This window comes from Paenibacillus sp. IHB B 3084, from assembly GCF_001447315.1.
In the GTDB taxonomy this organism is placed as follows: Bacteria; Bacillota; Bacilli; order Paenibacillales; family Paenibacillaceae; genus Paenibacillus.
Genome location: NZ_CP013203.1, coordinates 3,323,213 through 3,336,165 on the forward strand (window position 1 = coordinate 3,323,213; position 12,953 = coordinate 3,336,165).

Genomic DNA, 12,953 nt, shown 5'->3' on the forward strand with positions numbered 1-12,953 from the left:
ACGCATGCAATCAATAGATATACACGAGGCTGTAGCCCGCCTCAATCCGCCTCAGCGTCAGGCAGTGGAGGCGATAGACGGACCGCTGCTGATTATGGCTGGGGCAGGCAGTGGAAAGACCCGAGTGCTTACGCACCGGATTGCCTACCTCATCGCGACCCGCAAGACGGCTCCATGGGGCATTTTGGCGATTACCTTTACAAACAAGGCTGCGCGTGAAATGCAGGATCGCGTATCCAAGCTGATTGGCCCGCAGGGGAGAGATGTGTGGGTATCCACCTTTCACTCCATGTGTGTGCGTATTTTACGTCGGGATATCGAGCGAATCGGATTTACCTCCAATTTCAGCATTCTCGATTCCACGGATCAGTTGTCTGTCATTCGGAACTGCATGAAGGATCTGAACATAGACACCAAAAAATTCGAACCCAAAGCGGTTCAGTCCATGATGAGCGCAGCTAAAAATGAACTGGTCACTCCTGAAATGTATGAGCGCAAGATTGGCGACTATTTTGAGGGGATTGTGGCTAAGGTATATACCAAATACCAACAACGTCTCAAGAACAACAACTCTCTTGATTTTGATGATTTGATCATGGCAACGATTCAACTATTTAAAGAAGTACCTGAGGTGCTTGATTTCTATCAGAAAAAATTCCAATACATTCATGTCGATGAATATCAGGATACGAACCGTGCGCAGTACATGCTGTGTAAAATGCTGGCTGACAAGCATCACCGGATTTGCGTAGTAGGTGACAGCGATCAGTCCATCTATCGTTGGCGCGGGGCGGATATCAGCAACATTTTGAACTTTGAAGAGGATTATCCGGAAGCGCGTACCATTTTACTGGAACAAAACTATCGGTCAACCTCGAATATTCTGAATGCTGCCAATGAAGTGATTGGTCAAAATACAGGTCGCAAGCCGAAGAAACTATGGACTGACAAAGAAGGCGGGGCCAAGATTAAAGTTTACCGGGCTGACTCCGAGCATGATGAGGGCTATTTTATCGCCTCCGAAATTCATAAAAATATCAATGCAGGCAAAACCTATAGCCATCATGCTATTTTGTACCGTACCAATGCCCAGTCGCGGGTGGTCGAGGAAATTTTGATCAAATCGGATATTCCGTACCAGATCGTTGGCGGCATCAAGTTCTATGATCGTAAAGAGATTAAGGACCTGCTGGCGTACCTTCGCCTGCTCTCCAATCCTGATGACGATATCAGCTTGATCCGAATCATTAATGTGCCAAAACGGAGTATTGGGGATACAACGGTCGGTAAATTGCAAGCAGCCGCAGCGGAGCGTGGAGTTTCTATTTTCCGAGTATTGCAGGTGGTAGACGATTTGGGCTTTGCCGGACGTACGCGTAATGCGCTTGTCGAGTTTTACGATATGATCGAAGGCTTAAGTCGGATGGTGGACAATCTCTCGGTCACCGAGTTAACGGAAAAAATGCTGGAAACCAGCCAGTATCGACTGGAGCTGCAAAACGAGAATACGCTCGAATCACGCTCACGTCTGGAGAATATTGATGAGTTCCTGTCAGTAACGATGGAATTTGAAAAAGGAGCGGAGGACAAGTCACTCGTCTCCTTCCTGACCGATCTTGCTCTTATCGCGGATATTGATTCCATGAATGACGATGAAGAGGAACAAAGCGATGCCGTTGTATTGATGACCATGCATAGCGCAAAAGGACTGGAGTTCCCAATCGTATTTATTGTCGGTATGGAGGAGGGGGTATTCCCTCACAGTCGGGCCTTTTTGGATAATGAAGAGCTGGAGGAAGAGCGTAGATTGGCGTATGTCGGGATTACCCGTGCAGAGGAGCAACTGTTTCTTACATGCGCACAGATGCGCACGCTGTTTGGCCGTACCACCGCTAATCCGCCTTCCCGCTTTCTCGAAGAGATTCCGGAAGAGCTCAAAGAGGATACAATTATCAAACGTGACCGCTATCGCCGCTCAGGCAATGTAGGCGGCTCTTATGGCGGACGTGGACTGGGTAAAACCAACGGTAGTAACTTTGGCGGAGAACGTTCCTTTGATACGATGAGCCGTAGTGGTTCGTCCGCTTCCGCGTCGCCCCGCGTAACCGTTACAACATCTTCATCCGCGAAACCAACTCCGGCTGCTTCGGCAGGAGGCCCCTCCATTTTTGTTGCCGGAGACAAGGTGCAGCATGGCAAGTGGGGAATTGGAACCATTGTAGCTGTAAAAGGTACAGGCAATGATATGGAGCTTCAGATCGCTTTCCCGGCTCCGGTAGGGGTTAAACGCCTACTGGCTGGCTTTGCACCGATTACAAAAGTAGAATAAATCTCAAACATCATTAAATCTCGAATCTCACAGCGGCAGTTGGCTTAGGCATCTGTCCTGATGAAGTTCCCGGAGGGATACGCCTGCATGAACCCAATGCACAGGATGGAGCAGCTTGTTGCTGAGCTGAACACATATAATTATCATTACTACACACTGGATGAGCCCAAGATCAGCGACAAAGAATATGATGTGCTTTATGACGAGCTGGTAGCGCTTGAACAGACGAGCGGTCTTGTGCTGCCGGATTCGCCGACACAGCGTGTGGGCGGGGAGTTACTCAAAGGCTTCACACCGCATCGCCACCTCGCCCCATTATGGAGCTTGGATAAAGCACAGAATGTGGAGCAGCTTCGTGCCTGGAACGCGCGTGTCGTGAAGCTGGTCAACGATTACAACACCAAGAACCCGGAGCAGCCTTTACCGCCTCCAGGATATGCGATAGAGCTTAAATTTGATGGACTGACGCTGAACCTGACTTATACCGACGGGAAGCTGGTACAGGCCTCTACACGCGGCAATGGCGTGGTGGGCGAGGGAATACTGGCACAGGTGAAAACCATTAAATCCGTGCCGCTTACGATTCCTTTTCAGGATGGGACCATTGAAGTACAGGGAGAAGGTATTATGAATCTGTCTGTGCTGGCGAAATATAATGAGACCGCTGTGGACCCTCTTAAAAATGCACGCAACGCCGCAGCAGGTGCTCTGCGTAATTTGAATCCCAAAACAACAGCAGAGCGACGATTGAATGCATTTTTCTACAATGTGGGGTACGCGGACCGCATCCAGTTTAGCAGCCACCAAGAGATGATGACGTTCCTGCGTGACAATCATTTTAAGGTGAATCCGTATTTGACTTACTTTGATGATTTTGATAATGCTATGGAACAACTGACTGATATCGAAGAGTCTCGTGCCGGACTGGATTATCTCATTGACGGGGCGGTACTCAAAATTACGGATATGCGCACACGTGAGGTTCTCGGCTATACCGATAAATTTCCGCGCTGGGCAGTGGCATATAAGTTCGAGGCGGAGGAAACGACCACGGTGCTTAACGCTGTTGAGTGGAATGTAGGTCGTACGGGTAAAATTACGCCACTGGCAAGGGTAGAACCGGTAGAGCTGGCGGGAGTCACCGTACAAAATTGTACACTAAACAATGCTGGGGATATCGAGCGGAAAAATCTGAAGTTCGCTTTGGGCGCTCGTGTGTTTATCCGCCGTTCGAATGATGTCATTCCGGAAATTTTGGGAAAAGTTACGTCTGAGGACGACGGAGAGGAAATTATCGTACCGGATCATTGTCCGGCCTGTGGATTCCCGTTGCAGCAGCGAGGGGCGCATTTATTCTGCGATAATAAGCTGGGGTGTAAGCCACAAATTGTGGCTCGTATTTCCCATTTTGCTTCACGTGATGCCATGGATATTGAAACCTTCAGCGACAAAACGGCAATCCAGTTGCATGACGAACTGGAAGTGCGCGAGCCTGCGGATCTGTATACACTTCAATTCGATGATCTTGTGAAGCTGGAGCGATTTGGTGAGAAAAAAGCCAATAACCTTCTGGCAGCGCTTGAGCAGAGTAAAGAGAGGGATTTGGCTTCATTCCTTTATTCCCTTGGTATACCGAATACCGGTAAAGCGACTACACGCATGTTGGCTGATCATTACCGTGATTTGCACAAGGTCATGTCCGCTACGGTAGAGGAATTAATAGAATTGCCGGATGTGGGCGGGATTGTAGCTGAAAGTATCGTTGCCTTCTTTGCTGATCCATTTACCCAAGCGGGAATTGAAAAGATGTTATCCCTAGGGGTGAAGGCTCAGGCTCCCAAAGCTCCTCAGGAGAAGAAGACAGACAGTTTTTTCAGCGGCAAAACGGTTGTGCTTACAGGTACCTTGCATCAGCTTACGCGTGATGAAGCTGCTTCTAAGCTGGAGGCACTCGGAGCCCATGTGACTGGGTCTGTATCCAAAAAGACGGATTTGGTCATAGCTGGTGAAAAGGCAGGAAGTAAGCTGGCCAAGGCCCAACAGCTCGGAATTGATACCATAGAAGATGAGAATGAGTTCATCAGACTGCTGGAGCAAGAATAATTAGCTTGCAAGAGTACAGCCATTCCGTTCTATTACGGGGTGGCTGTTTTGTTATCTACTGTTTAAAGTAGGAGGTATTATGCTGTGGAAAAAAAATAAAAAATGCTTGCTAAATAACTTTAGGCATGTTACATTATTAGACGTTGCTTTGAGAATAACATTTCTCGAAGCGGAGGATGCTGAAAAGAAAATCAAAAAAAGATTTGACAAGAAAGCAACCGACATGATATGATCTAATTCCTGGCTCGTTGAAGAAACGAGAACAGACAAGTTCTTTGAAAACTGAACAAATGGATGATGAAAATAAAGATTTCTTCTTTATATTAAAGAAGAATCGCTAGCATTAAAAATGAGCATATCGCTCTTTCTATATACCAACTTCGGTTGGTCTTTAATGGAGAGTTTGATCCTGGCTCAGGACGAACGCTGGCGGCGTGCCTAATACATGCAAGTCGAGCGGGGTTGTTGTAGAAGCTTGCTTCTACAACAACCTAGCGGCGGACGGGTGAGTAACACGTAGGCAACCTGCCTATCAGACTGGGATAACTACCGGAAACGGTAGCTAATACCGGATATATCCTTTCCCTGCATGGGGAGGGGAGGAAAGACGGAGCAATCTGTCACTGATGGATGGGCCTGCGGCGCATTAGCTAGTTGGTGGGGTAATGGCCTACCAAGGCGACGATGCGTAGCCGACCTGAGAGGGTGATCGGCCACACTGGGACTGAGACACAGCCCAGACTCCTACGGGAGGCAGCAGTAGGGAATCTTCCGCAATGGGCGAAAGCCTGACGGAGCAACGCCGCGTGAGTGATGAAGGTTTTCGGATCGTAAAGCTCTGTTGCCAGGGAAGAACGTCTTGTAGAGTAACTGCTACAAGAGTGACGGTACCTGAGAAGAAAGCCCCGGCTAACTACGTGCCAGCAGCCGCGGTAATACGTAGGGGGCAAGCGTTGTCCGGAATTATTGGGCGTAAAGCGCGCGCAGGCGGCTCTTTAAGTCTGGTGTTTAATCTCGAGGCTCAACTTCGGGTCGCACTGGAAACTGGGGAGCTTGAGTGCAGAAGAGGAGAGTGGAATTCCACGTGTAGCGGTGAAATGCGTAGATATGTGGAGGAACACCAGTGGCGAAGGCGACTCTCTGGGCTGTAACTGACGCTGAGGCGCGAAAGCGTGGGGAGCAAACAGGATTAGATACCCTGGTAGTCCACGCCGTAAACGATGAATGCTAGGTGTTAGGGGTTTCGATACCCTTGGTGCCGAAGTTAACACATTAAGCATTCCGCCTGGGGAGTACGGTCGCAAGACTGAAACTCAAAGGAATTGACGGGGACCCGCACAAGCAGTGGAGTATGTGGTTTAATTCGAAGCAACGCGAAGAACCTTACCAGGTCTTGACATCCCCCTGACCGGTCTAGAGATAGACCTTTCCTTCGGGACAGGGGAGACAGGTGGTGCATGGTTGTCGTCAGCTCGTGTCGTGAGATGTTGGGTTAAGTCCCGCAACGAGCGCAACCCTTATGCTTAGTTGCCAGCAGGTCAAGCTGGGCACTCTAAGCAGACTGCCGGTGACAAACCGGAGGAAGGTGGGGATGACGTCAAATCATCATGCCCCTTATGACCTGGGCTACACACGTACTACAATGGCCGGTACAACGGGAAGCGAAAGAGCGATCTGGAGCGAATCCTAGAAAAGCCGGTCTCAGTTCGGATTGCAGGCTGCAACTCGCCTGCATGAAGTCGGAATTGCTAGTAATCGCGGATCAGCATGCCGCGGTGAATACGTTCCCGGGTCTTGTACACACCGCCCGTCACACCACGAGAGTTTACAACACCCGAAGTCGGTGGGGTAACCCGCAAGGGAGCCAGCCGCCGAAGGTGGGGTAGATGATTGGGGTGAAGTCGTAACAAGGTAGCCGTATCGGAAGGTGCGGCTGGATCACCTCCTTTCTATGGAGAATCGTTTCCTGCAACGGAAACATTCAAATATGAAGCGTAAGCTTCAAAACATCATCATTCCATTTGTTCAGTTTTGATGGAACTTGTGAGGGGCCATAGCTCAGCTGGGAGAGCGCCTGCCTTGCAAGCAGGAGGTCAGCGGTTCGATCCCGCTTGGCTCCACCAATTACAACTTCATCAAAAAAACTGCATGATGATCATCCACTCTTCGGAGTTGGGCTGATAATCACACAGGTTACTGTTTCCTTGAAACAGTATTGCACCTTGAAAACTGGATACCGAAACGAAATTGCGTTTTAGAATATTCCTTTACGCTGATCTTGTGTAAACAAGTGAAATAAAGGTAGCAGGTAAGGAAAGATCTTTTGCCTTTGGCAAACATCATTCTTTATCGAACATTGATATTTTCTTTCTTTGAAAGAAAAGTCTAGGTTAAGCTACAAAGAGCACACGGAGGATGCCTAGGCGCCAGGAGCCGACGAAGGACGTGGCGAACAACGATAAAGCCTCGGGGAGCTGTAAGCAAGCTTTGATCCGGGGATGTCCGAATGGGGAAACCCGGCTGTCTTCATCGACAGTCACTTTCTGCTGAATACATAGGCAGAACAGAGGCATACCAGGGGAACTGAAACATCTAAGTACCCTGAGGAAGAGAAAACAATAGTGATTCCGTCAGTAGCGGCGAGCGAACGCGGATTAGCCCAAACCAAGGAGCTTGCTCCTTGGGGTTGTGGGACGTCTCACATGGAGTTACAAAGGAACCGGTTAGATGAAGAGGTCTGGAAAGGCCCGCCAGAGAAGGTAAAAGCCCTGTAATTCAAAACCTGTTCCCTCCGAGACGGATCCCGAGTAGTGCGGGGCACGTGAAACCCCGTATGAATCCGGCAGGACCATCTGCCAAGGCTAAATACTCCCTGGCGACCGATAGTGAAGCAGTACCGTGAGGGAAAGGTGAAAAGCACCCCGGAAGGGGAGTGAAATAGATCCTGAAACCGTGTGCTTACAAGAAGTCAGAGCCCTATGTATGGGTGATGGCGTGCCTTTTGTAGAATGAACCGGCGAGTTACGTTCCCGTGCAAGGTTAAGGTGAAGAGCTGAAGCCGCAGCGAAAGCGAGTCTGAATAGGGCGACTTGAGTACGTGGACGTAGACCCGAAACCGGGTGATCTACCCCTGTCCAGGGTGAAGGTGCGGTAACACGCACTGGAGGCCCGAACCCACGCATGTTGAAAAATGCGGGGATGAGGTGGGGGTAGCGGAGAAATTCCAATCGAACCCGGAGATAGCTGGTTCTCCCCGAAATAGCTTTAGGGCTAGCCTCGGAAAAGAGAGTCGTGGAGGTAGAGCACTGATTGGGTGCGGGGCCCGCAAGGGTTACCAAGCTCAGTCAAACTCCGAATGCCATAGACTTAGTTCCGGGAGTCAGACAGTGAGTGCTAAGATCCATTGTCGAAAGGGAAACAGCCCAGACCATCAGCTAAGGTCCCCAAGTGTGTGTTAAGTGGGAAAGGATGTGGAGTTGCACAGACAACCAGGATGTTGGCTTAGAAGCAGCCACCATTGAAAGAGTGCGTAATAGCTCACTGGTCGAGTGACTCTGCGCCGAAAATGTAACGGGGCTAAACACGCCACCGAAGCTATGGCTTGATGCTATGCATCAGGGGTAGGGGAGCGTTGAATGCGGGTTGAAGGTGTACCGTAAGGAGCGCTGGACTGCATTCAAGTGAGAATGCCGGTATGAGTAACGAAAAGATCTGTGAGAATCAGATCCGCCGAAAGCCTAAGGGTTCCTGAGGAAGGTTCGTCCGCTCAGGGTAAGTCGGGACCTAAGGCGAGGCCGATAGGCGTAGTCGAAGGACAACAGGTCGAAATTCCTGTACCACCGTAATCCGTTATGAGCAATGGGGTGACGCAGTAGGGTAGTGACGCGGACTGATGGATGTCCGTCTAAGCAGTGAGGCTGGTGTGTAGGCAAATCCGCACATCGTAAGGCTGGGCTGTGATGGGGAGCGAAAATTACAGTAGCGAAGGTCATGATCTCAGACTGCCAAGAAAAGCCTCTAGCCAGGAGAAGGTGCCCGTACCGCAAACCGACACAGGTAGGCGAGAAGAGAATTCTAAGGCGCGCGGAAGAACTCTCGTTAAGGAACTCGGCAAAATGACCCCGTAACTTCGGGAGAAGGGGTGCCTCGGTAGGGTGAATAGCCCGAGGGGGCCGCAGTGAAAAGGCCCAAGCGACTGTTTAGCAAAAACACAGGTCTGTGCGAAGCCGTAAGGCGAAGTATACGGGCTGACGCCTGCCCGGTGCTGGAAGGTTAAGGGGAGTGGTTAGTCCTTCGGGGCGAAGCTATGAACCGAAGCCCCAGTAAACGGCGGCCGTAACTATAACGGTCCTAAGGTAGCGAAATTCCTTGTCAGGTAAATTCTGACCCGCACGAATGGCGTAACGACTTGGGCGCTGTCTCAACGAGAGATCCGGTGAAATTTTAATACCTGTGAAGATGCAGGTTACCCGCGACAAGACGGAAAGACCCCATGGAGCTTTACTGCAGCTTGATATTGAATTTGGGTACGATCTGTACAGGATAGGTGGGAGCCTAAGAGACTTGAGCGCCAGCTTGAGAGGAGGCATCCTTGGGATACCACCCTGATCGTATCTAGGTTCTAACTTGGTACCGTGATCCGGTACGAGGACAGTGTCAGGTGGGCAGTTTGACTGGGGCGGTCGCCTCCTAAAGAGTAACGGAGGCGCCCCAAGGTTCCCTCAGAATGGTTGGAAATCATTCGAAGAGTGCAAAGGCAGAAGGGAGCTTGACTGCGAGACCTACAAGTCGAGCAGGGACGAAAGTCGGGCTTAGTGATCCGGTGGTACCGCATGGAAGGGCCATCGCTCAACGGATAAAAGCTACCCTGGGGATAACAGGCTTATCTCCCCCAAGAGTCCACATCGACGGGGAGGTTTGGCACCTCGATGTCGGCTCATCGCATCCTGGGGCTGAAGTAGGTCCCAAGGGTTGGGCTGTTCGCCCATTAAAGCGGTACGCGAGCTGGGTTCAGAACGTCGTGAGACAGTTCGGTCCCTATCTGTCGTGGGCGTAGGAAATTTGAGAGGAGCTGTCCTTAGTACGAGAGGACCGGGATGGACGTACCGCTGGTGTACCAGTTGTTCCGCCAGGAGCACCGCTGGGTAGCTATGTACGGAAGGGATAAGCGCTGAAAGCATCTAAGCGTGAAGCCCCCCTCAAGATGAGATTTCCCAATTAGTAAGACCCCTTGAAGACGACGAGGTAGATAGGTTGGGGGTGGAAGTGCAGTAATGCATGGAGCTGACCAATACTAATCGGTCGAGGGCTTATCCTAAAGAATAAAATGCAATGGAGTTTCGGATCCAGTTTTCAGGGTGTAACACCTTGAAGGTATGTAGAAGATACATACGTATAGGCGAATTTACGATGTAAATTCATGTTTGGTGGCGATAGCGGAGGGGTTCCACACGTACCCATCCCGAACACGACCGTTAAGCCCTCCAGCGCCGATGGTACTTGGACCGCAGGGTCCTGGGAGAGTAGGACGTCGCCAAGCAAAAGTAAGAAGGATCATGATCTCCTTGAGATTGTGGTTCTTTTTTTATACATTTTTACTATAACCATCTGTTCCTAAGGTTGACAGAGAACCAAGGCTTTGCGACACTCTAAAGGTGTGATCTTTTTGTGGAAGTCCAAGTATGCGAGCGAGGTGACAAACTTATGGAAATCAGGCAATTACAACGTGAGGAATTTGAAGCTGCTATTGAGTTGTCTCAATATGCTTTTCAGTTTACAATGTCCCCGGAGGATCTGGAGAAATCCAAAAAGAAATTCAAACCAGAACAAACTTGGGGGATATTCGACGGAACGGACTTGAATGCGAAGCTGACTTTGTTACCGCTACAGGTATACATACAAGGTCAGGTTTTTGACATGGGGGGCATCGCTGGTGTGGCAACGTGGCCGGAAAAACGGCGCGGGGGTCTGGTTTCACGCCTTTTAACGCATGCGCTTGAAGAGATGAAGGATGCGGGGCAGAGTCTTTCTTTTTTACATCCTTTCTCCTTTGCCTTCTATCGTAAATTTGGATGGGAAACGTATATTGAATACAAAAAGTATATCATTCCGACCGATAAATTCCCTGCCAAGCTTAAAACCGAAGGAACGGTCAAACGGGATGTGAAGGATATTTCTGATCTGGACCAAGTGTATCAAGCCTATGCTTCGCGTTATAATGGTACACTGGTACGAAACAAGGAATGGTGGCAAGAGCGGACATTAAATAAAAACTACCGGACCGCAGTGTACTACTCTGAAGCAGGCGATCCTCAGGGATATGCTTTATACAAAATTGAAGATAAGCAATTGAATTGCGACGAACTGGTATATATTAATGAAACGGCACGGCGGGCGTTGTGGACGTATTTTGCCAATCATGATTCGATGATAACCCAAGGTAAATTCATTTACATTCCGGCCGATGATAAGCTGCCATTTCTACTGGATGATCCACGAATTCAGCAGGAAACAGTGCCTTATTTTATGGGCCGTATTGTAGATGCTGCTGCTTTTGTGGAGAAATATCCTTTTGAGGCCATTGGAGAGGAAACACATTTGAACTTATATCTGACAGATCGATATGCTCCATGGAATGAAGGAATATGGACATTGACGGTCACCGCGGAAGGGCAAGGACATTTGGACAGAGTGGATTCAAACAGTTCTTCCGAGGACGCAATAGAAGCTGACTTGAGTGTGAGTATCCAATCGCTGACCACCCTGATGCTTGGCTATCAGCGGCCTGATGATCTGTATAAGTGGAGTCGTATTACAGGGCGCAGCGAGTCTGTATCTGCATTAGAACGTGTAATACCGGTAACACAAACATTTTTGCTGGATTTTTTCTAATTGTAACGATCTTAAATGCTCTTGAGTCTTCATTTTTTAGGGAATATAGCTTAAATACCTTTTATAAGGTGTGGATGATTTTAACGATATTTTTCAGAACTCTTTCCGTAAAGGGAAGAGTTTTTCTTATATTGTATAAAACATAATTAGATTGCGAAAAATGATATTGACCCCTTGGCAAAAATATATTTTGTGCTATAATGTGAATATAGTCAAAGAAAGTCAAAGTCAATGGAGCCTGTAGTGCTTCATTAGAATGGTGTGAATACGCTGAGTTTTTAGCCGTATATAATACATTGACACCAACACAGCATGAAAAGATAGACCTGATTTGTTGATAAACATCCACTGTAATCTCATGGGCGTGAGGAAAGGTGTATGATCTATTACGAATAAAGGTCACACTAGAAGCTAAACGGGATGTTTTTAAGTGAGGACGGAGGGTGAATTAGCTCCGCTACTGGCTTAGATTACTGACTTTACCGTTTGGTTAAGTTCAATATACGGCGGACTCTGTGGAGCGTGAAATGTACTGAATATTTGCGTTTCCGTTAGTGGAGGATGATGAAATGCGCAATGTTTCCGATATTATTGAACAATATTTGAAGAGCATATTGCTGGAAAGTCCCAAAGGTTTAGTGGAAATTCAGCGTAATGATTTGGCTGACCGCTTTTCCTGCGTGCCGTCGCAAATTAATTATGTAATCAGTACCCGCTTTACGCTGGAAAAAGGCTATGTGGTGGAAAGTAAGCGCGGTGGTGGGGGATACATTCGCATTCAGCGAATTCAACTGCCCGCACAGCATGCGATCCATACCCATCTCCATCAAAGCATTGGAGAGGAAATTAGTCAATCGGCAGCGGAAGGACTGATTTATCAGTTGGAGGAAGCCCGTTTTTTAAGCAAAAGGGAAGCTGGTTTAATGAAGGCCGCTTTATCAAGGGACACATTATTGCTGAAGCTTCCCTATCGTGACCAGCTACGGGCAAGGCTGCTTAAGGCTATGCTGATTTCGTTGCTGGTGGCCAGATAGCGTGTGATTCAAGATTTGGATGTAGGGATTTGTAAAAATCCTGACGCTGAAGGAGGTGCTTTTATGCTGTGCCAAGAATGTAATAAACGGCCGGCAACTTTGCATTTCACCAAAATTGTGAATGGCGAAAAGACAGAGTTTCATATTTGTGAGACGTGTGCGAAGGAAAAAGGGGAGATGATCCCTGGTACACCTAATGGCTTTTCAATTCATAGCCTATTGTCGGGTATGCTGGATTTCGAATCCAGTACAAAGAGCCAGTCGCCAGGCCATAGCGGTCCGCAGAACCTGCAATGCAAGGAGTGTGGCATGACCTATGCACAGTTCAGTAAGCTGGGACGCTTTGGGTGCCCGTCGTGCTATCAATATTTTGACAGCCGTCTGGACCCGTTGTTCAAGCGTGTGCAGGGCAATACGAGCCATGTGGGCAAGGTTCCGGTTCGCACCGGAGGTCGATTGAAGGTTAAACGGCAAATTGACGATCTGAAAAAAGAGATGCAACAACATATTGTACAGGAAGAATTTGAATCAGCCGCTGAGCTTAGGGATCAAATCAGAGAGCTTGAAAAAGAAATGACTGAAGAGTAAAGTTTGTG

Annotated in this window: 6 protein-coding genes, 1 tRNA gene and 3 rRNA genes; all 10 read left to right on the forward strand. The window is 48.7% G+C overall.

Annotated elements, in window-relative coordinates; translation table 11 throughout:
* Nucleotides 1-4 precede the first annotated feature (4 nt).
* The 10 genes from pcrA to ASL14_RS15565 all read left to right on the forward strand — a co-directional run bounded on the left by pcrA (nt 5) and on the right by ASL14_RS15565 (nt 12,945).
* Nucleotides 5-2,329, forward strand: a complete 2,325-nt coding sequence (pcrA, locus tag ASL14_RS15525; RefSeq protein ID WP_134912272.1) for a DNA helicase PcrA — start codon at nt 5-7, stop codon at nt 2,327-2,329.
* A gap of 87 nt (nt 2,330-2,416) precedes the next feature.
* Nucleotides 2,417-4,432: an NAD-dependent DNA ligase LigA gene (gene ligA, locus ASL14_RS15530; RefSeq protein WP_134912273.1), complete on the forward strand. Its 2,016-nt coding sequence runs from the start codon at nt 2,417-2,419 to the stop codon at nt 4,430-4,432.
* Nucleotides 4,433-4,511: 79 nt separating this feature from the next.
* Nucleotides 4,512-4,664, forward strand: a complete 153-nt coding sequence (locus tag ASL14_RS27410) for a hypothetical protein (RefSeq protein WP_189338165.1) — start codon at nt 4,512-4,514, stop codon at nt 4,662-4,664.
* 159 nt (nt 4,665-4,823) lie between these two features.
* Nucleotides 4,824-6,381: ribosomal RNA gene (locus ASL14_RS15535) — 16S ribosomal RNA — on the forward strand.
* Between the two features lie 98 nt (nt 6,382-6,479).
* A tRNA-Ala gene (locus ASL14_RS15540) sits at nt 6,480-6,555 on the forward strand.
* Between the two features lie 265 nt (nt 6,556-6,820).
* Nucleotides 6,821-9,749, forward strand: a 23S ribosomal RNA gene (locus tag ASL14_RS15545).
* A gap of 105 nt (nt 9,750-9,854) precedes the next feature.
* Nucleotides 9,855-9,971: ribosomal RNA gene (gene rrf, locus ASL14_RS15550) — 5S ribosomal RNA — on the forward strand.
* Together the 16S, 23S and 5S rRNA genes with 1 tRNA gene alongside form the textbook arrangement of a ribosomal RNA operon.
* 164 nt (nt 9,972-10,135) lie before the next feature.
* Entirely contained in the window at nt 10,136-11,323 is a 1,188-nt protein-coding gene (locus ASL14_RS15555; RefSeq protein WP_134912274.1) for a GNAT family N-acetyltransferase, read from the forward strand.
* A 569-nt stretch (nt 11,324-11,892) separates the two neighbouring features.
* Nucleotides 11,893-12,357: a CtsR family transcriptional regulator gene (locus ASL14_RS15560; protein WP_134912275.1), complete on the forward strand. Its 465-nt coding sequence runs from the start codon at nt 11,893-11,895 to the stop codon at nt 12,355-12,357.
* A gap of 63 nt (nt 12,358-12,420) precedes the next feature.
* Nucleotides 12,421-12,945, forward strand: a complete 525-nt coding sequence (locus ASL14_RS15565) for a protein-arginine kinase activator protein McsA (protein ID WP_134912276.1) — start codon at nt 12,421-12,423, stop codon at nt 12,943-12,945.
* The last annotated feature ends 8 nt before the right edge of the window (nt 12,946-12,953 follow it).